An 18,269-nucleotide genomic window follows, 5' to 3' on the forward strand; every position below is an offset into this window, starting at 1 on the left:
CTTTAGATCAGCGTGGAGCGCATGACGGCCTGGCCGACCTGAACGATGTGCACCGGCCGCGGGTTGACGATCTCGGGAATGATCTCGACCGCCGCCCACGCCCAGTCAGCGGACCCGCTGCCGTTGTTCATATTGAACGTGACATTGGTGCTGACACCGGTGGTGTTGGAGGCTTTGCTGATGGCGAGGCCCGGAATGGCGATACCGCCGCTGGTGAACGCCTCCGCGACGTCGCTGGAGCTCAGCGAGCCGAGATCGAAGTCGATCGCTCCGCAGATGCCGCGGGACCCGTCACGCGTGGAGGAGTAGCCGGTCACCGTCGCGTTACCGGTCGATGTGGTTCCGAACCCGGTGTTGCCGACCGGAGTGACGCGATCATGCCCGGTGATCACGTAAACCTTGAGCGCGCCCCTGCCGTTGCTGAACTGCGCGGACACGGTGATCCCGGATTGCGCTGCCGCGTTGATCGCGGTGTAGATCCGCACACCCGACGTCGCCGGGGTGGTGTCGTCAGATTCCTGCAGCGTCCACGTCAGCGGCGTCCCGGTGTTGGTGGGGCTCCGGCCGCCGCCTTCGTAGTCGTACAGCATCGCCACCGCCACCAGCAGCGAATCCGCCGGCGGGGAGAACGACGCCGTCGTCTGGGTCTCTCCGGATCCGCTGACGAGCGAGGGTGACGTCCCGATCGCAAGCGCCACGCCTACCGCCCGTCAGGGATCGGAGCCGTCCACAACGTCTGCGAACCGTCCTGCGACTCGATCCGCACCGGCGAGGAGGCGTAGTCGTCGGAGTCCTGGCACCGACCGAAGTCGTACTCGGCCTGCCCCAGCGCCGCGTCAAGCGACTCGTACGGGGCTTTGCGTTCGGTGTGGACGGTGCCGTCGGCGTCCCGCCATTCGCCCGGCCATCGCCAAAACAGGTACACCATCGTCAGCCCCTTTACTCGTCTTCGGTGAATTCGAGGTAGCCCTGCACGTTGACCGTGGCCGGCGCGGTGACGCGGACCGACAGGGCGTGACCGCTGACCGTCTTCTGTGGCTCGCGCCCGAGCGGGAACTGGATGGCCAGCAGGCCGCCCTGCGGGTGGACCAGCCACCTCTTGAGGACCGTCAGCACGGTCGGCTCGACCGTGTAGTTGCGGGCCGCGGTCGCAGCGGTCAGCGAGCGGGTCGCTCCCGACACCTGCGCCGGAGTGTGCGAGGTCGTCGTGCCCGCCGTCGCCTGGGTGGAGCTGCACAGCTCGACCGTGACGGGGACCGCGGTGGGGCTCGCGCCGTCGAAGGAGACGCTCAGCTCCGTCGCCTTGATGACCCGGCTGCCGTTGATCGCCGCCAGGATGGTCTTGGCCGTGGCCGCGGACAGAGAAATGTTGCCGTTGGTTTCTACGGTGTAGGTGGCCACCTGGCCTCCCCCTTACATGACAAAACCCCCGCCACGGGGCAGGGGAAACGAGGCGAGGTGCCGGATTACGAGGCGACCAAGAGGTTCTTCCACACGCCGTCTGCGTGGAAGTTCACGGTGAGGTCGCCCGCCTGAGTGCTGTAGTCCTGTCCGAACGTGCGCAGCAGCACGGCGCGATTGCTGATGCCCGGCACGTAGAACAAGCCGCCCCGGGCGTTCGTGATCGTGGAGCTCGTCCACTGGACAGGCGAGGTGAACGTCCACCGCGCCGTCCCCGGGCTCCCCGACAGTTCCTCGAATACCGCGCCGGACAGCGCCGCCCCACCCGAGGTGTAGCCGGTTCCAGAAACTTCGGCAGTGTTGAGCGGCGACGAGCCGTACGCCGCTCCCGTCTGCGAGAAGTCGGGGACCAGCGAGTTGGTGAACAACGCGATTTTGAATGCGCTCGACGACGACAGGTTGAGCGCGATGACGTTGTTCAAGGCATCCAGGTAGGTGGCGACGAAAACGCCGTCAGTGATCGCCACCGGGACCTCCCAGGTTGATCGTGACGTCCTGGCGTTCGCGGCCGTCGGGCTCGGTCCTCTGGGTCACCACGTGGCCGAGCTGGTCCCGCACGGCCTTGTACCGGCCGCCGTTCTCGGTGCGCCCCTCGGTCACCTGGTCCTGGGTGGCGTGGGTCCGGTTCATCTGCCGGACGCCCTTGGCCTTCAGCCAGTCCCCGTACGGGCCGTCCCTGTCGGGGTCATATGAAGACACGCAAAAGCCGCCTTTCGCAATAAATGGGAAGTAATGACCGTCAGATGTGCGGCCGATGCATCACGGATCGACAACCCGCAGTACTGCGTCGTTGGAACGTGGCAACATGCCCTGAAGATCGGGGGATCACGTCTTTCCATCAGCGTCAGGAGTTCGACATGAGCCAGCCGTACGGGCCGCCAGTCCCACAGGGCCACTACGGCCACCATGCTCCCCCGCCAAAGAAGAAGCGCACGGGCCTGAAGATCTTTTTAGGGCTCGTCGTTCTGCTGGTCCTCATGGCCGGGTGCGCGGCGATATTCGCCAGCGGCGCCCCCAGTGGCACGACGACAGCCCAGACCACCGACACCCCGTCCAAGGGACAGTCGAAGGCCAAGAACGAAGACAAGAAGGACTCCGAGCCCGACGTCCCCGGCATCGGCCAGGTCGTCAAGGACGGCAAGTTCGCCTTCAAGGTCACCAAACTCGCCAAGGCCACCCGCGTTGGCGGCGACTTCCTCCACAAAGACGCCCAGGGCGTCTTCTGGCTGATCAACGTGACCGTGAAGAACATCGGCGACGAACCGCAGTCCTTCATCGGTGACACGCAGAAACTCTTCGACGCCAAGGGCCGCGAGTACTCCGCCAGCTCCGAGGCCGCCCTCTACCTGGAGAACTCCAAGAGCCTGTACGAAGAGATCAACCCGGGCAACACCGTGAAAGGCGTCGTCCTGTTCGACCTGCCGAAGAACGTGAAGCCGGCCGAGATCGAGCTGCACGACAGCATGTTCTCCGGCGGCGTGAAGGTCGACCTGTCGTAGGCCAACCGCCTCGTGCAGAATGCCCCGCCCGGCTGCGTGCCCGGCGGGGCTTTCTCACTTCAGCCGGACCTGGGACCCCAGCAGGTATCGCAGGTCCTGGGCGATGGCGTACGGCGACTGCTCGGGAGTGGCCTCGAACTTGTCGATGCGCAACAGCGCACCGTCGCCGCCGCTGGCCGGCGCGGAGGCGATGGCCTTCCACTGCCGATCGGTGAAGACGGGCTCGGGCCGGCCGGTGCCGTTGTGCACCAGGGACGTGCCCGTCGGCAGGTAGCCGCCGGAGTCGAACAGGCTCGGCGGCCGGCCGATGAGCATCGCCGCCCGGGCCGCGACCTCCCTCACCTTGGCCCCCGTGTACGGGGCCTCGACGATCCGCGACGTCGGGTTCGCGTACATCCAGACGTGGCCCTCGTGCGGGAAGCCAAGGTCACCCGGCTTGGGCGACTTGACCGGCTTCACCCATGGGATCTGCTGGTAGGTGGTCCGCGGGATGTCCGTCACCCCCGCGGCCTGCCAGGCCCGCATCACCAGACCCGAGCAGTCGAAGGAGTCCGGTCCGGTGGCACCCCACTGGTAGGGCTTGCCGATCTGCGCGCGGGCGTAGGAGACGGCCTTGCCGCCGTCGCCGCTGCCCGTGTCGTGCTTCCCGATCCAGTCGATGACGTTCTTGACCATCGTCTGGGGCACCCCGGCGAGCAAATTCGCCCACGCCGAGTCACCCATGGCCTTGGACGCCTGGCCGAGCAGCGGGTTCAAGAACGCCTCCGCGCCCGCCTTCAACCCTCCGGCGAGCAGGTCCTTGAGGTTGCCGACGATGCCGCCGCCGGCGAACGCACCCGCGAACGGGCCCGGATCGCCGACCGCGCCGAGCGCCCGAGCAACACCTGCCACGCCGCCGGAGCGGGCCGCCGCGTTCATCTTGTGCACGTACGACTCGCCGACGGCGCGGGTCCACTCCGGCCGCATGATGGCCTCGCCGCCGGACACCGCGGCGTACCCGACGTCACGGCCGGGCGTGTACCCGGGGTAGATGCCACCCCGGGCGAACGCCAGCGGCTGAAGCTTCTTGTCCTTCAACCCGAGTATGTCGGCGACCGCGTTCCACACTTTGACGATGCCGTTGTTGTACACGGTGTTGACGACGAACTCGACCGGCTTCTTCGCTGCCGTTTTCAGGCCGTCCCAGAACTTGCCGATCAGGTCGACACCCTTTTGGAATCCGTTCGGGATGTCCTGGGTGATGAACTTGACCAGGAACTCGAAGGTCGGCTTGATGACCTTTTCCCATGCCCCCTTGATGATCTCGCCGATCTTGGCGAAGACCGGCTGCACCACATTCGCGTGGAACCAGAGGACCTTAGGCCCGAGAGTGTTGACGATGAAGCCCCACAGGGCGTTCAGCGCGGGCTTGATGACCTGCTCCCACGCCCACTTGATGGCCGCACTCACCTTCTCGAAGACCGGCTTGACGATCGTGGTGTGGAACCAGAGGATCTTCGGCCCGAGGGTGTTGGTGAAGAAGTTCCACAGGGCCTGCAGCGCGGGCTTGATGTAGTTGGTCCAGGCCGCCGACACTGCCGACGAGATGCCCTTCCAGGCCGGGACGATGACGTTGTTCCACAGCCAGGTGAAGATCGGTGCCAGCGTCCCGGAAATGAACTGCCACAGCGCCTGCAGAGCAGGCTGAATGTAGTTCGTCCAGGCGGCGACGACGGCGGCCTTGATGGCCTCCCAGGCCGCGGTGACGATGTTGCGGAACGTCTCAGAGTTGTTCCACGCGTACACCAGGCCGGCGACGAGCAGGCCGATAGCCGTGATGATCAGGCCGATCGGGTTGGCCGCGAGGGCCAGGTTGAGGATCCGCTGGGCGACGGCCCACACCGTGGTCGCCACAGCCACGACCCGCTGAGCCGCAGCAGCGATCAACTGCTTCGCCGCGGCAGCAGCAGCCTGCACACCGATCGCTGCGTACTGGAACGCGACCCGGCCCAGGCCGACCGCCGCAGTGGCCGCGGCCCGACCGGCGCCGAGGATCGCGCTACCAGCCGTCTTAGCCGCGGAACCCGCCTTGCCTGCGGCAACTCGGATGCCGTCCCATGCCGCTGACGCGCCCTTCGCCGCCGCGGACCCTGCAGTGCGAGCCGCGCCAGCGATGGCACTGGCAGAGGTCTTGGCGACGGAGGCGGCCTTGCCGGCGGCGGTCGAGATGCCCGACCACACCGCCGAGGCGGCCTTTCCGGCGCCCTTGCCGATTCCGCGGGCCGCCGAGGCGATCCCGGACGCCGCGCCCTTGACGAGCTTGGCGCTACCGACCGCGGCCTTGCTCAGCCCGCCCCACACGGCCTTGGCGCCGTTGACGATGGTCTTGGTGGTCTCGATACCCTTCTTGACCCCGTCGACCGCAGTGGTGATGACCTTCCAGCCCTTGAACGCGGTCACCACACCGATCGCCGCCAAGGCGAAGGTCCGCAGCGTCTCGGGGCTGAGGCCGGCCAAGAAGCCGGTGATCTTGACGATCAGGTCCAGCACGCCAGGGCCATCACCGGCCAGGCCCGCGAACAGGTTCTTGACGACCGTGAAGATGTTCTTCACGACCTCGACCACCTTGGGGCCGTTCTCCCGGGCGTAGGCGATGAAGGACTTGAAGCCCTCGCTCTGCCCGAGGCTCTTGCCGAAGGCGGCGAATTTCGCGGTGGCCGCCTCAATCCCGCCGACCACGTCCTTGGAGAATGGCAAAAAGGCCCGGACGACCCCGACGATCCCGGTAACGATATTGCCCAGGCTCTTGCCGAGGCCGGTGATTGCACCAGGGGCCTGCTTGCTGAGCTGCTTGAAGAAGTCTTGCCAGACCGCCCCGCCAAGGGCCTTCGACGCGGCTTTCTCCAGGCCGGTCAACGCCCCGGCGGCACCCTTGACCAGCGGCGTCAATGGCTTGAACAGGCCCTGCACGAGCTTCAGCCCGCCTGTGATCACCGGCAGGACCGCGGGTTCCAGGCTTTCCTGCCACTTCAGGTAGGCGTCCTGGAACGACTTGATCGCCTTGGCCGCGGCCTGAGCGGCCGGCGACAACTCGGCGAACTTGTCGCCCCCCTTGGCTTGACGGGCAGCGGCATTGCGGGCAGCCGCCGCGGCCTGCTTGGCTTGGTCCTTAGCCCGCAACTTGGCGATCTTGTCTTGCAGCTTGGCGATCTTCATCTGCCGCTTCTGCTGCTCGACGGCCCGCTTGGCATCGTCGAGCCGCTTCTCGGCGGCCTGGATGGCCTTCAAGGCGTCCAGGCGCTGCTTGGCCGCATCCTGCTCGGCTCGTGACACATCAGCCTGGGCCTTCGCCAGGGCGGCCTGCTGGTCGATGATGCGCTGGTTCGCCGCCTCCAAGCGTTCCTTGGCGGCAACTACCTTGTCCGACCCCTCAACGCCGTCCTTGTCAGCCTTGGTCTGCTCCTCCTGTAGCCGCTCGATCTGGAGAGTCAGCTCGGCGACCCGCTGCCGGGCCCGCTCAGCCGCGATCTCGGCGCGTTCCTTGTCCTCGGCGGAGGCCTTGGGGTCGTTCTGGACCTTCTGTAGGTTCTTCTCGGCGTCGGTCAGGTCGAGGTTGGCTTCCCGCAGGTCGAGTTGGGAGTCCTTGAGGCTGTTGTTCAGGTCTTGGATGTCCTGAGCGGCCTCTTTCCGGGCCCGGTTCAGGTCTTCCTGGGCGCGCTTGGCGTCCCGCTGGGCGTCCGCCACAGACCGCTCGGCTTGGGCCACCCGATCAAGGGCCGACTGGACGGCCGCCGCCCCGGATCGTTCGACCTCCGCTAGGCGCTGCTTGGCCGACCGGACCGCGTCAGAGGCGTCCTTGACCCGGTCCAGAGCGGCCTGGAGTTGCTCCTGGGCGGTCATCTCCTGAAGGGCCTGGATCTGCGCCTGAGCCTGCTCGATCGCCAGGTTCCGCGTCGCGCCCGCGGCGCTGTTCAGCGCGCCGCTGGCGCCGTTGGCCGCCTTCTCCTGGTCCTTCAACGCGTCGCTGATCCGGGTGAGGCTCGGAGCCGCCACAGCAGCGAGGCCGCCCAGTCCGGCGCCGGCGGCGGCGAGCGGCCCCGACAGCGCGAGCAGCCCAGCTCCGAGGGATGCGCCTACCGGGATCGCAGCCAGAGCGGCGAGGGCCGCGCTGACGGTTCCGATGGCGGCCAGCGCGCCGGAGATGTCGACGTCGACCTTGGCCCGGGCGGTCTTGCCGTCGACGCCGGCCAGCATCGCGTCGATGGCGGCGAGCTCGGCGAGCGCGGAAGCGATGTCCACCCGCACGTCCGCGGACACGTCCTTGCCGTCCACCGCGGACAACTCCCGCTGGATGGCGGCGACCTCGGCCAGAGCCGCACCCGCGTCGATGTCGACGCCGACGGTCTTGCTGGACAGCGCAGCCATCCGGGCGCGAAGCTCCTGGATCTTGACCTGCGCCGCGGTCGAGTCGGCGTCGATCTCGGCCTTCGGGAGGCTCTGGAAGGCCGCCTGTAGGCGGGACTTGAATCCGCGGGCAAACGCTCCCGCGACCTCTTCGCCGTCCTTGGGGGCCTGCGACTTCTGCCGCTGGGTCTGCTCCTTGATCGGCTCGTAGATCCCGGCGAGCTTGTCCTTGATGCCCCGCTGGATCTCGGAGCCGATCTCCTGTCCGACCTTGTAGGCGTCGCCGAGGACCTGCTTGCGCAGGTCTTTGAGGAAGTCTCGGGCCGAGGGGACGACCGGGACGATTACATCGCCCGCGGTGAACTCCGACACGACTCACCCCCCGATACGGTTGTGAGCCGCGCACGGCGGCGGTCTAGGAGCCGGGGACGTTGGGAACTTGCCGGCGGACCGTGGCAGGTTGCGCCTCTTGGCCCAGGACGTGCCCGTCGATGTGGCCGCCGTGGATCCGGTGGAACAGCAGTTCGCGCTGCTGCTGGGTGAGCTGGCGTTTCCGTGGCGTCTTCGGGCTGACGCCCGGCCTCGGCACCAGTTCGGGCGGCTTGCCGGCCTTGCTGCCCACTTCAAGACGCAGCATGGTGTAGCGCAGGTAGCGGACTGCGTCGATGAGCTGCGCGAGCAGCATCTCCGTCTGAGACCACTGCCCGGTGGATGGGTCCGCCGCTTGAGATGCCTGCCTGAGGTCGCCTTCTGGCATTGCGTTGCGGATCGCCGTCTTGGTCGCGGACTCTGGAGGCAGATGGCGGATCAAGCTGCCCAGCAGGCGCCACGTCAGCCGGGACTGTCCGCCACTTGGCCGCCACAGGTCCCGCAGGTCCACGCCCCCTTGGACGTGGAACCTGAGGTCGGCTTCTATCGCCTCCGCGTGCTCTTCGAGGAGCGCTTGGAGGCCTGCGATTCCCCCGGCGTGATGCCGTAGAACCGGGTGCACTCGTCGATCAGTAGGCCGAGCTTTCGGGAGGTCAGCTTGTGCTTGGCGAACTTCTCGTAGTCGTTGCCGAGCAACTCCTGGACGAATGCTGTGAGGCCGGCGCCGTTGGAGATGTCGTCGACCACTCTCCAGTCGGCGTCCTCGGGAGGTTGCATGGTGAACACTTCACCGCCGAGGGTGAAGGTGAAGTGTTCATCTCGCGCTTCGGACTCGACGGCGTCGAGATCGAAGTGGACGACGGGTTCACCGCTTTGGGTGATCACCCGGGGTCGAGCTGCTGTCATCAGGAGTTGACCTCGAAGAGTTCGGGGGCGAGGTAGGAGCGGTAGGAGATGTTGCCGGCGGAGTCGGGGTAGGCGGTGACGGTGACCTCGTAGCCCTGCATCTCGCCCTGGGCAGCGGTGATGTCACCCCGGTCGGTGATCTCACCTTCGGGGACGTAGATCCGTTCGAAGTTCTCGCCGTCGTAGATGTCGAAGATCCAGCTCCGCCTGTCCGGGGTGACGGTGCCGGACTCGGCGAAGCTCACGACGCCGTCGGTCGGGTCGAGGTTGGCGATGTCCTGCCGGAACATCAGCGACCGGACCACCGGCCTCTTCGTCTCCCACATCGTGAACTGGAACGTACGCGTCGAACTGGTGACGACAGTCCGAAACGGGCTGCTGAGACCCCACGGGGTGAAGGACTCGGAGTCCTCATCGAACCCCATCGACAGGCCATCGTCGGAGATGGCGCCGATCGCCATCCACGGAGAGGCAGGCGCGCTGCGCGGGTCGACAGGCTGAGCGGTGCCCAGCGGGGCAGCCCACGCGCCGCCGTCGGCACCGACAACGGCCAGGTCGTCGGCACGAGCAATCGTGACCATCGAAGATCCCTTCAATGACGAAAGCCCCGGCCGGTGGCACGGGGCTGGGAGTGGTTCGGTTGGGATCAGGCCGAGTGGACCGTGATCCGGTAGGTGGCGCCGAACCGGCGCAGGCCGGTGTTGTCGTACGGCAGAGGCCTCGGCGAGGTGAGGGTCTCGACGCGGCACACGACCGCGTCGCCGACCTTCGACCGATCGAACCGGTGGTGAAGCGCCCACTGCACGTGCAGCGCCGCGGCGATCGCCCCGTCGCGGGTGGAGTCGAACACGTCGATGTCCACGGTCGCCCGGTCGGCTTTGAAACCGTCGTACGGGCCGCCTACGCGCCGGACCTTGGCGACCGGCACCAGGGCGTCGAGGTTGGCCGGCGTTTCCGACATGCCGCGGATGTTGTCGACGTTCGCTTCGATCCACGTGGCGACCAGCGCCTCCACGTCAACCATGCGACGTCACCCGGTCGACCGCGCGACCGAGCACCCGTTGCCCTTCGCCCACCTGCTTGTTGCCGAACTCGACCGCCGCGGCATGCGAGGAGGAGTTCTTGACCTTCGCCCACGCCCGATCCCCTTGGCCGAGTTTGATCGGCGACTCGCTGGTGCCGGCCTCGACTTCGAAGGAGGAGGCGTAGTCGCCGGTCTTGCGTGGCGCGTCGGCCTGGGCGTAACCGACGACGAGGTCGGCGCGGTGTTCCATCTCTCGCTTCATCTTCTGGGAGCGGAGCATGAGGCCGATGCCCTTGTTGTTCGGCCTGAACTTGGCCTTGGCCACCGCGTCCTCCTCTCAGCCGGACACGCGTTCCAGGTGCAGCTCGATGCCGGCGGAGGTTCCGGTGAGCGGTGACCGCCACGGCATGGGTGCCCCGGTGACGTTGTAGACGTAGCCCCAGACCCTCACCCGGCTGATGGAGCTGACCGGCGTGCCCGGCGGTATCAGCACCGACAGGCGTTCGGCGGTCTGGTCTTGGGTGTCGGTGTCCTCGGTGCTGCCTGTCGGCCAGATGGCGCACCCTTCGATCGGGGTTTCGATGTCGGCGCCGGGCAGGTAGTTGCCGGCGCTGTCCCGTGTTGGGGCGCCGGGGTTGAGCACGGTGATGGTCTCGCCTTGGGGCAGCGGGAGAGGCATCAGTATCACTCGCCGTCCGACCAGAGCCGAGACTCCGGCCACAGGTCCGCGTCCTCCAGCGGCCACGTCGCCGCAGGGCTCGCGTCCGCCGGCGTCGGATCGATAGTGAACGCTCCACCGCGGCCGGCGATCCGCTTCAGCGCCGCCGTCTCGGCCTTGGTCATGTACAGGCCGGCCTGCGGCCTGGACACGGTGTACGGGCCGACCGTCTCAGAGGAGACGCCCTGAGGGTTGGCGTACGCCCGTCCCGCCATCGCCAAGACGATCGCCGACGCCGCGGCGGGCAGCGGTTTGACCACCGACTCGGCCAGCACGGTTGCCTGGGAAAGCAGCAGATCGGCCCGTTCGGCGTGGATCTCCTCCACGCCGAGGTACAAGGCGAGGTCGACCGCGGTGAGCGCCACAGGGGACCTCCTTAGAGTTCCTCGATGGCCTTCACCCAGGCGGCCAGGTCCTCAGACGGGTCGAGCTCCTTGGACCTCTGCAGCGCCCTATCGGATGCGGCCTGCCATGTCGCCGGGTCGTCGAGAGCCTCAATGGACGCGATCCACGCCTGCAGGTCGTTGGCTTCGGCGTAGATGCCGGCGTCTCCGAGGGCCTCGGACAGGCCCGGGGTCGGGTTCGCGACGACGGGGATACCGCTGGCCAACGCCTCCACGCCGACCCGTCCCCACGACTCGACGTGGGATGGCATCAGCAGGACCCGGGTACGGGCGTACACCTCGTCCCGCATGCGGTCCGCCGCCACGTGGTCGATGAGGTCGACGTTCGGCAGGTCTCGGAGGATCTGCTGCCCATAGGCGCCCTGCACGGCGAGGAACCGGCGATCGGGAAGGTGTGCGGCGAGCTTCCAGAACAGCCCGCCGCCTTTGGCCTCGTTGAGGTTGACCAGAGTGATCCGATCGCCCGGGGTGGTGGCATAGTCCTGCGCGAACACCGGCGGCCGGACAATGATGCTCCGCGCCGGACGGGTCCACTTGGGCCGTTCGGCGAACATCGCGTCAGCCTCGGCCTGCAAGTGCAGCGAGTTGTACACCACCAGTGCCGTCGTCCCGGCCGCGATGTTCTTGAAGATGACCGGTGCCGGGTTGTGCGCCAGGGCGACGAACGGGATGCCGTACCCTCGCGCGAGTGCCGCCGCCGCGGGCACGTTCTCGTACTGGCTGATCACAACGTCCGCATGGCGGATGGCCGCACCGAAATCCAGCCGGGACGCCAGCGGAACGACCAGCACACCATCGAGGAGGTACGGGTCGCGGGCCTTGCCGTACCTCGACAGCCACACCTCGACCCGGTGGCCGCGTTCGGCAAGGGGGCGCAGCATCGAGAACAGAGCCAGCTCCCCGCCGGCGTTGTGGTGCGGAGGCGCCGAGTGGATCCGGACGATGATCCGTTTCGGGTCGGTGGTCTTCTCGGCGGCCGACGCGGGCTGAGGTGCGGGAGGCGGAACCGGCGGGGTGCCGCCTCCCGTTTCGGCGGCGGGCTTCACCGTCCGCCTGGCCCTCTTCGCCGGAGGGTTGCCGTCCGCCGTCCGGGTTGGCGGCATCAGGAGATGTAGCCGTTCGTGGTGTACTTCACGAACGCCTCGACGTCACCGAGGACGAACCCGTAGTACGCCTCCGCCAGGAGCAGCACCAGGTTTTCCTGGAACGCGCTGTGGACGCCGCCCTCCTCGTCGATGTACGTGGCTTCCTTGGAGATCCGCACGGTGATGTCCATGCCGACGCCGTAGGCGGCCTGCGACCAGTCGCCACCGATGGCCCGCAGGCCGCTGTCGGTAGAGGTGGACTGGCGGCGGTGCTTACCGGACACCGACCGCGAGTACGCCAGCGGCTCACCGATCAGCGTGCCGGCCGACGCGGCGTTGGTGCCCGGGGTGGTGGTGTCCACGAAGATCGGGCGGCCGTTGGCGTCGGTCGCGAGCAGCAGGTCCGGCTTGAGCCGGGGGTCGGCGGCGAAACCGGTGAAGTCCCAGTCGTCATCGACGACCTCCTTCATGCCGCCGACCAGGTCGGCGTAGATCCCGCCGTTGGTCTGCTGCGCGGTGCCGAGCTCCTGCCACTTGGTGGTCTCGATCAGGTGGTCCGGGAACGGGCCCGTGGCGCCCTTCATGGTCTTGCCGTGAATGGCGGCGTAGTCGAACGCGCGAGCGAACGCGGTCGGCAGGTCCGTCTGAAGCTGGCTCCACAGACCGCCGGCGTTGGTCATCACGACCTCCTCCGACACCGGGATGAGCACGGCGAGCTTCTTCGCGGTCATCTGCTTGACGTCGATACCGCCCGACGACAGGGGCTTGCGCGCACCGGCGCCGACCCAGTCCGCCGTGGGAACGTCCATCGGGATGGGGATGCTGGTCGTGGCGTCGATCGCCAGCGGGGCACGCCGCGCGAGCTGCATGACCGCCGACATCTCCACCGACTTCTCGAAGATCGGGGCGGTGATGGTCCGCGGCAGCAGCGCGTCATTGACATCGGAGAGAAGGAGCGGGTCGGTCGTCGCCATCGGGCGCTACCTTTCAGCGGCCCTTGTTGAGCCGCGATTTGATGAACCCCGCGAATACGTCTTCGGGGTTGGAGGATCGTGGGGAATTGGCACTGGACGCCTGGGTCCGATCGGGCGCCGGGCGCCGGCGCTCCGGCTCGACCGGCGTCGTCTTCTTCGCCAGGTGCGGCTTGCGTTCCAGCAGTTCGGCGAGATCGGACTTGATCTGCTCGACGTCGATCTCGCCGTCTTCGTCGGAGTAGGAGGCAAGGTCCAGGAAGGCGATGGCGTCCTCGATGTCGGCGAACTGGCTCGCGGCCAGCGCCTTGACCTCGGCGCGCACGGCGCGCGTGAGCAGTCCTGCCACACGCTTCTCGGCGCCCTCGGCGCGGGCGACGGCCCGCTCCTGGTCGCTTTTCTCCCGGTCCTGGATCTCTCGGAGCTGGCGCTCCAGGTCCCTGTGGGCCCTTATGGCCTCACGCTTGGCCCTCTCGGCTTCACGCCGGGCCTTGCGTTCGTGCTCCAGTGCCGCCTTGCCGGCGTTGCCGAGCTTGCCGTCCCCGTCATCGGCGGGTTCCGTCGCGGAGCCCTCGCCCGGGTTGGGGTCGACGTCGCCCTGGGGGACGGTGTCGTCGGCGTGCTCGGTGGGGTTGTCGTTGTCAGCCATCGCGGCCTCTCGTGAGCGGCCCGCCATCGCGGCTGCGGCCATGGGTGATCACCCGCGCGAGGCGGGACATCAAAAGGCCCGCACCTGGGCAGGCCTGGAAACGCCGAAAGGCCGCTCCATGGCGGCCTTTCGGAAGCTGGATCGGAACGCTAGGGTGTCGTGAACTTCGCCATGTACACGGCGAGCGACGCCGCTCGCTCCGGTGTCTTGAGGAGGCCCTCCGCCGTATTGCACTCGTGGCAGAGGTAGCCGCGCACGCATCTGCCGCAGGACCTTTCAGCCGGACAGCAGGTGTGATCATGATCGATCTTCAGGTTGCTCGTCGCGCCACAGGCAGCACAGCAGGGCGTCGTCGTTCCTTGCAGGCGAAGTACCTCCGCCACGGTGACGCTGTGCGAGTATGCGGCCCGGCACGGAGTGCAGCGGGTTGCGCGGAACTTGCCATCTTTTCCTGTGCGGCAGAATTTCGACTCGTCAAGCCAGGTTCGACAGTCACGACACCAGCGCTGTCCTGGATTAAGGTCCACACATTTGCGACAGGTCGGCGTCCAGTTGCGTCTTTGCGAGAAGGTCCACGAGTCCATGGACTCTTGGCATGACTCACATGTTACGCGCGGAATTCCCCTCTTGCGCGACGCCTGGTAGCTATCGGCTTCCATGCAACGGTTCCGGTAGCCAGGACGGCCCTGCCCGTTCTTCCTGAACAGGCCTACCGGATGCCACTGACTGTGCGGGTCGCACCAACTGTCAGTGGGGTGCGAGTCACGGCACTCCCTGCAGGTAGAGGGCGCCTTACCTCGCGTCGAGCCGAGGTGACGCATCTCATCCAGGACTCTGCGCTCGCCGCAGGATGCGCACGTGTACAGCTTCCCCGTCTTGCGGGTACGCTTCGCCATGTCGGCACTCCTAGAAAGTGTCGGCCATGCCCCGGGGGTGTTACCAGCACCCGCCGGGGTCAATTTTGGGTTGTCGCGAGCATTCTACCTATCGAGCTACTCGTCGCGCCCCTCGAAAGCCTTCCGCCATGCACGCAGTTTCCCCTTGGTGCCATAGGCGCCACGAGTGGACTCAGCATACAGTCGGTCCCACTCGCGTACATAATCAGGCGGATTCCACTTCTGGCCTTGAAATATCGGGTACACCACGCAATCGCAGTTGTCGTGGAATTTGTAGGACCCCTCCCCCTCAAACCCGCTATTCGCGCCAGCCCCCGCCGTTGCTTCGGAATGATAAACAGCGCCGCGCGAACAAAGCAATGCACAAAAGTGACACGCATTCGGCCCCGTGTGGCGGGCCCAGCCAAGCGCTTCACTGTCGCCTGTGAGAGCTTCGACGATGGTGTCTCGCCCAGCGTCGGCGACGATCTTCTGTGCGACGCCTTCGGCGAGGTGCTCGGCCGCGGCGAGCCGGTCCTCGATCGGCGGCGGATTCTGCGATTCGGGCACCCACAGGCTCTTGGTGGCCCAGCGCAGCGACGCCTCGGCCTTACCGTCAGGGATCTCCGCCGACGACGGAACGAACAGCCGCCGCGCGTCGGACAGCTCCCGCTCTTGGTCGTAGTAGTCCGCTGCGAGGGTCCCGGACATGCGGGCGAACTGGCGTAGGAGCTCCACCACGGCGTCGATCCACAAAGGGACGGTTGTGGCGAACGCCCCGAGCCGGATGAGGTCCCACAGCGGGCCCATCCGTTCGGCCAGCCGGGCGGACAGTGCGCGCTGGGCGGCCTGGTAGTCAGCCGCCCTGGTCTGCTGCGTCACCCTGAGCCTCCGGCGCCGGTCTGCCACGTGCCGCGCGCTCCGCGGCCAATTGGTTACCCAGGTCGGTCAGCATCTGCCGGCCCTGGGAGCGGCGCCGGTCGGCCTGGACCCGCTGCCGCTGCCCTTCGGTGAGGCCCACCATCTCCAGCGTCACGTCGGAGTCCGCCGGCAGGATCTGCGACTGCACCAGCTTGGTCGCCGCATCTGTCTGCGACGCCACGGTCGGGGTGGCCGGGTTGCGCCACACCGTTTCGATACGGCGGGCACGGTCCGGCAGGTCCCCGGTCTTGATCAGCAGTGCGAGGCGGAACACCTGCGACCACGGCGTGTTGAACAGCGCCTGCTTACGCTCGGCCCGCTTCACCAACTGGGCTTCGGTTGAGCGGATCGCGTCCGCTGAGGCGGGGTTGTCGGTGGTGTAGCCGAGGTAGTGCGGCGGCAGGCCGAGCTGTGTGGCCATGATCCGCGCGTACAGGTCGACGATCCTCGTGTACACCGACGGGTCGTAGGCGGCGAACTGGCCGATCGTCGGGACCTCTCCGTCCTCGTCGCGCTCCAGGGCGAGAACCCGGCCAAGGTAGGTTTCCCACGCACTCAGCGGGTTGCCTTCGGCGTCCTGGAACGCGCTCTCGGACGCGCCGAGGATGTACCGCTGCGGCGCCCCGTAGAACTCGCGGGCCACCTCCATTCCCATCAGCGTCCGGCACGCCGCGTCGGTGACCGACATGACGGCCGGGGTGATCTCCGACCGGCCGACCCGGTCAGCGGTGCGCTGCCGGTTGGAGATCCGCACCACCGGGACCACACCGAGTTCGTGCTCGTCCCGGTCGATGACCTCCCACCCGGTGTTCGTCGCGATCACATGGACCGTCGAATCCGGCAGGTACAGCGCCGCGGCGTCGTCGCCGTCGAGCTTGTACACCCGCAGCGCCGCCGTGGTGGCCCGGGATCGGGCGTCATAGAAGATCGTCATGTCGAGCGGCGACTCGACCGTCACCAGTGGCGGGCAGTCGTCCGAGCCGCAGTCACCCGACCCGACCGCCACGTACGACCGGCCGTACACCAGCGCGTCCAAGTGGGCGAGCTGCGACTCCGAGATCAGCTCGTTCGGCTCCCAGATGTCGGCGAGCTCATCGGAGGTGTCGGGGGTGTCCTTGTACCGCCACGTCTCGATGTCCAGGCGCTGTTCCAAGGCGTCCACGCCGATCTGCGGCCACCCGATGACCGTGTGCAGGCCACGAAGCTGCGGCGGGATCGAGATGCCTAGGTCGCGGACGAGTTGCTCGCCGTTGTAGTAGCAGTCCCGCAGCTCCAACCGGAATCGGTCCGCCATCAGCTCGGCCCGCAGCGCGTCCAGCAGCAGCCGCTCGTCGTCCGACAGGGTCAGTAGCGGCAGGTCGGGGATGGAGAGGGTCATCGCAGCACCACCGCCCGTCCTTGTCCTCTGCGACCCAGGCCCTTGGACAGGGCGTCCAGGCGTGCCTGCCAGGCGAGTGTCGCGGCGATGGCTGCGTCGATCTTCCGTCTGCTCGACGGGTGCTCTTTCGCGATCTGCAGCCCTGACCGGGACGGCCGGCGGCGAGCGTTCAGCATGTGCCGGGTGAGAGCGAACGACCCGTCATGGGTCAGCTCCCTGTTGGTGATCGCGGCGTGGATCTGTTCCAGAGCGCGCACCACATAGTTGGTGCGGTTCATCCACCACTCGATTGGATGCTGCTGGCTTGCCCGGACCCGGAGCCGCCGGCCGTAGGTGTACTCCCAGCTCGCCACATACGACCGCCAGTCCGCTGCGGGGTCGGCGTAGAACCCGACGATCTTGTACCGGTGAAACGCCGTCCGGATCGCCGCCTCAACCTCAGGGAGCGGTACCCACCAGTCCCTGCCGGCCGGGCCGTCCGGCTGCTCCCACACTGCGACCTCGAACAGATGCCCGTCGGAGACGCGGCACCCGATCAGCGCTGTGGCGTCGGTGACGCCCCGTTCCCGGTGTCGGCTGCCGTCGAAGCCGAGCGTGATTCGCTCGCCATCGGCGACGACCTTCGCCGGGTCGGCGCATGCGGCCCATTCCGGTTGGGACACCCACGAGTCGGCGGCATGGGTGACCTGGTTGCCGTAGTACTGCCTCGCCGATTGCGGGTCGGTGGCCGGGTCGTAGATCTCTGCGACGATCCGGTCCAGGTCGACCCAGCCGCGGCGTTCACACGGCGGCTGGTGGATACGGCACCCGTCGGACAGGTTCGCCGAGTCCCCGTAGGCGTAGGCGAGGCCGTTGTACAGCGACTCGTAGTCTGCCATGTCGGTCTCGGCAGGCCACTCACGATGGTCGTACAGCAGACCCTCATCCCGCGCCTTGCCTTCCAGGATCTGCTGCAGGTACTGGGCGGACTGCTCGGCCACCGACTCCTCGCCCGGCACGAACGCGTTGGGCGCCTCGATGGACGACCCGCCCGTCTTGCCCAGGTTCCGGCGCAAGGTCGCGGCAAGCCTGACACCGCCATTCGTGGGCGTCCACGACTCGGTCTGGTCCAAACAGACGTGCACCGGGCGGTTACCTTCCCGGCTCGTTGCCGCCGCGGTGACGAACTCGATCCGGCCTTTCGGCAGCGCCACGAAGGTGTCCATTGGTTCGACGCCTGGGTAGGCATCGACAACCGGCCCTTCGCGCAACATCTCCAGCAGCGGGGACCACGCGTTCTTCGACTGGTCCTCGCTCGTCGCCGAGATCTGCACCCAAGGCGTCCGGATGTCCGCCCAGGGCCTGCCGACGGGCTGGCCGTCAGCGTCCCAGCCGTCGGAGACGACCGGGCCGAGCGCTTCGACACAGCAGATGGCGCTGAGCAGAGGGCTCTTACCCGAGCCCTTCGGCCGGCTGTACACCGCGCGCCGGTAACGGCGTTTCCCCGTCACCGGATTGACCTCGTAGAAGGCCAGGATGAACGCGGCCTGCTCTTTGGTGAGGATCAGCGGCTCGTAGTCGGTGCGGTCAGGCGCCGCGAGATGCTCCTCGATCCACTGCAATACGCCCCAGCCGAGCGTCGGCCGC

At 67.4% G+C, this 18,269-nt stretch carries 21 protein-coding genes; 1 reads left to right on the forward strand and 20 read right to left on the reverse strand.

Annotation, left to right across the window (positions count from 1 at the left end):
- Positions 1 to 2: 2 nt before the first annotated feature.
- From IEY93_RS00145 to IEY93_RS00165, 5 genes are all read right to left on the reverse strand, one after another.
- Entirely contained in the window at positions 3 to 698 is a 696-nt protein-coding gene (locus tag IEY93_RS00145; RefSeq protein ID WP_189160840.1) for a hypothetical protein, read from the reverse strand.
- A 2-nt stretch (positions 699 to 700) separates the two neighbouring features.
- Positions 701 to 928 carry a hypothetical protein gene (locus IEY93_RS00150; protein WP_189160841.1) on the reverse strand — a complete coding sequence of 76 codons (228 nt, stop codon included), beginning with the start codon at positions 926 to 928 and terminating at the stop codon, positions 701 to 703.
- Between the two features lie 11 nt (positions 929 to 939).
- Complete coding sequence (locus IEY93_RS00155) at positions 940 to 1,401, reverse strand: hypothetical protein (protein ID WP_189160842.1); 462 nt, start codon at positions 1,399 to 1,401, stop codon at positions 940 to 942.
- A gap of 65 nt (positions 1,402 to 1,466) precedes the next feature.
- A complete protein-coding gene (locus IEY93_RS00160) occupies positions 1,467 to 1,928 on the reverse strand; it encodes a hypothetical protein (protein WP_189160843.1) in 462 nt (153 codons plus the stop codon).
- Positions 1,915 to 2,160 (reverse strand): hypothetical protein, encoded by a 246-nt coding sequence (locus tag IEY93_RS00165; RefSeq protein WP_189160844.1) that lies wholly within the window; start codon positions 2,158 to 2,160, stop codon positions 1,915 to 1,917. The genes IEY93_RS00160 and IEY93_RS00165 overlap by 14 nt, the downstream gene beginning before the upstream one ends.
- A 158-nt stretch (positions 2,161 to 2,318) precedes the next feature.
- On the opposite strand from IEY93_RS00165, the gene IEY93_RS00170 reads away from it, so the two are divergent.
- Positions 2,319 to 2,960: a DUF4352 domain-containing protein gene (locus IEY93_RS00170; protein WP_189160845.1), complete on the forward strand. Its 642-nt coding sequence runs from the start codon at positions 2,319 to 2,321 to the stop codon at positions 2,958 to 2,960.
- Positions 2,961 to 3,014: 54 nt separating this feature from the next.
- On the opposite strand, the gene IEY93_RS00175 is transcribed toward IEY93_RS00170, so the two are convergent.
- From IEY93_RS00175 to IEY93_RS00245, 15 genes are all read right to left on the reverse strand, one after another.
- Positions 3,015 to 7,715 (reverse strand): NlpC/P60 family protein, encoded by a 4,701-nt coding sequence (locus IEY93_RS00175; RefSeq protein ID WP_189160846.1) that lies wholly within the window; start codon positions 7,713 to 7,715, stop codon positions 3,015 to 3,017.
- A 43-nt stretch (positions 7,716 to 7,758) separates the two neighbouring features.
- Positions 7,759 to 8,223, reverse strand: a complete 465-nt coding sequence (locus IEY93_RS00180) for a hypothetical protein (protein WP_189160847.1) — start codon at positions 8,221 to 8,223, stop codon at positions 7,759 to 7,761.
- Between the two features lie 32 nt (positions 8,224 to 8,255).
- Positions 8,256 to 8,618, reverse strand: a complete 363-nt coding sequence (locus IEY93_RS00185) for a hypothetical protein (RefSeq protein WP_189160848.1) — start codon at positions 8,616 to 8,618, stop codon at positions 8,256 to 8,258.
- Positions 8,618 to 9,199 (reverse strand): phage tail tube protein, encoded by a 582-nt coding sequence (locus IEY93_RS00190; protein WP_189160849.1) that lies wholly within the window; start codon positions 9,197 to 9,199, stop codon positions 8,618 to 8,620. The genes IEY93_RS00185 and IEY93_RS00190 overlap by 1 nt, the downstream gene beginning before the upstream one ends.
- Before the next feature lie 65 nt (positions 9,200 to 9,264).
- A complete protein-coding gene (locus IEY93_RS00195) occupies positions 9,265 to 9,642 on the reverse strand; it encodes a hypothetical protein (protein ID WP_189160850.1) in 378 nt (125 codons plus the stop codon).
- Positions 9,635 to 9,967: an HK97 gp10 family phage protein gene (locus tag IEY93_RS00200; RefSeq protein ID WP_189160851.1), complete on the reverse strand. Its 333-nt coding sequence runs from the start codon at positions 9,965 to 9,967 to the stop codon at positions 9,635 to 9,637. The genes IEY93_RS00195 and IEY93_RS00200 overlap by 8 nt, the downstream gene beginning before the upstream one ends.
- Positions 9,968 to 9,979: 12 nt before the next feature.
- Complete coding sequence (locus IEY93_RS00205; RefSeq protein WP_189160852.1) at positions 9,980 to 10,321, reverse strand: hypothetical protein; 342 nt, start codon at positions 10,319 to 10,321, stop codon at positions 9,980 to 9,982.
- Between the two features lie 5 nt (positions 10,322 to 10,326).
- Positions 10,327 to 10,725: a hypothetical protein gene (locus tag IEY93_RS00210; RefSeq protein WP_189160853.1), complete on the reverse strand. Its 399-nt coding sequence runs from the start codon at positions 10,723 to 10,725 to the stop codon at positions 10,327 to 10,329.
- An 11-nt stretch (positions 10,726 to 10,736) separates the two neighbouring features.
- The gene (locus IEY93_RS00215; protein WP_189160854.1) at positions 10,737 to 11,867 is read right to left on the reverse strand and encodes a glycosyltransferase family 4 protein; all 1,131 of its coding nucleotides are present in this window, start codon (positions 11,865 to 11,867) and stop codon (positions 10,737 to 10,739) included.
- The gene (locus IEY93_RS00220; RefSeq protein WP_189160855.1) at positions 11,867 to 12,823 is read right to left on the reverse strand and encodes a phage major capsid protein; all 957 of its coding nucleotides are present in this window, start codon (positions 12,821 to 12,823) and stop codon (positions 11,867 to 11,869) included. The genes IEY93_RS00215 and IEY93_RS00220 overlap by 1 nt, the downstream gene beginning before the upstream one ends.
- Before the next feature lie 13 nt (positions 12,824 to 12,836).
- A complete protein-coding gene (locus IEY93_RS00225; protein ID WP_189160856.1) occupies positions 12,837 to 13,469 on the reverse strand; it encodes a hypothetical protein in 633 nt (210 codons plus the stop codon).
- 149 nt (positions 13,470 to 13,618) lie between these two features.
- Positions 13,619 to 14,365: an endonuclease domain-containing protein gene (locus tag IEY93_RS39645; protein WP_372444376.1), complete on the reverse strand. Its 747-nt coding sequence runs from the start codon at positions 14,363 to 14,365 to the stop codon at positions 13,619 to 13,621.
- A 96-nt stretch (positions 14,366 to 14,461) separates the two neighbouring features.
- Complete coding sequence (locus tag IEY93_RS00235) at positions 14,462 to 15,226, reverse strand: VG15 protein (protein WP_189160858.1); 765 nt, start codon at positions 15,224 to 15,226, stop codon at positions 14,462 to 14,464.
- On the reverse strand, positions 15,201 to 16,643 hold the full coding sequence (locus IEY93_RS00240) for a phage portal protein (RefSeq protein WP_189160859.1): 1,443 nt from the start codon (positions 16,641 to 16,643) through the stop codon (positions 15,201 to 15,203). Before IEY93_RS00240 ends, IEY93_RS00235 begins: the two co-directional genes overlap by 26 nt.
- Positions 16,640 to 18,244 (reverse strand): terminase large subunit domain-containing protein, encoded by a 1,605-nt coding sequence (locus IEY93_RS00245; RefSeq protein ID WP_203967878.1) that lies wholly within the window; start codon positions 18,242 to 18,244, stop codon positions 16,640 to 16,642. Before IEY93_RS00245 ends, IEY93_RS00240 begins: the two co-directional genes overlap by 4 nt.
- Between the last annotated feature and the right edge of the window lie 25 nt (positions 18,245 to 18,269).

The sequence above is a fragment of the Sphaerisporangium melleum genome, from assembly GCF_014646695.1.
Lineage (GTDB): Bacteria > Actinomycetota > Actinomycetes > Streptosporangiales > Streptosporangiaceae > Sphaerisporangium > Sphaerisporangium melleum.

Bases quoted from the DNA above. Each gene is read 5' to 3' on its own strand.
- IEY93_RS00150 (WP_189160841.1), bottom strand. From the start codon at position 928: ATGGTGTACCTGTTTTGGCGATGGCCGGGCGAATGGCGGGACGCCGAC.
- IEY93_RS00170 (WP_189160845.1), top strand. From the start codon at position 2,319: ATGAGCCAGCCGTACGGGCCGCCAGTCCCACAGGGCCACTACGGCCAC.
- IEY93_RS00185 (WP_189160848.1), bottom strand. From the start codon at position 8,618: ATGACAGCAGCTCGACCCCGGGTGATCACCCAAAGCGGTGAACCCGTC.
- IEY93_RS00190 (WP_189160849.1), bottom strand. From the start codon at position 9,199: ATGGTCACGATTGCTCGTGCCGACGACCTGGCCGTTGTCGGTGCCGAC.
- IEY93_RS00195 (WP_189160850.1), bottom strand. From the start codon at position 9,642: ATGGTTGACGTGGAGGCGCTGGTCGCCACGTGGATCGAAGCGAACGTC.
- IEY93_RS00205 (WP_189160852.1), bottom strand. From the start codon at position 10,321: ATGCCTCTCCCGCTGCCCCAAGGCGAGACCATCACCGTGCTCAACCCC.
- IEY93_RS00215 (WP_189160854.1), bottom strand. From the start codon at position 11,867: ATGCCGCCAACCCGGACGGCGGACGGCAACCCTCCGGCGAAGAGGGCC.
- IEY93_RS00220 (WP_189160855.1), bottom strand. From the start codon at position 12,823: ATGGCGACGACCGACCCGCTCCTTCTCTCCGATGTCAATGACGCGCTG.
- IEY93_RS00225 (WP_189160856.1), bottom strand. From the start codon at position 13,469: ATGGCTGACAACGACAACCCCACCGAGCACGCCGACGACACCGTCCCC.
- IEY93_RS39645 (WP_372444376.1), bottom strand. From the start codon at position 14,365: ATGGCGAAGCGTACCCGCAAGACGGGGAAGCTGTACACGTGCGCATCC.
- IEY93_RS00240 (WP_189160859.1), bottom strand. From the start codon at position 16,643: ATGACCCTCTCCATCCCCGACCTGCCGCTACTGACCCTGTCGGACGAC.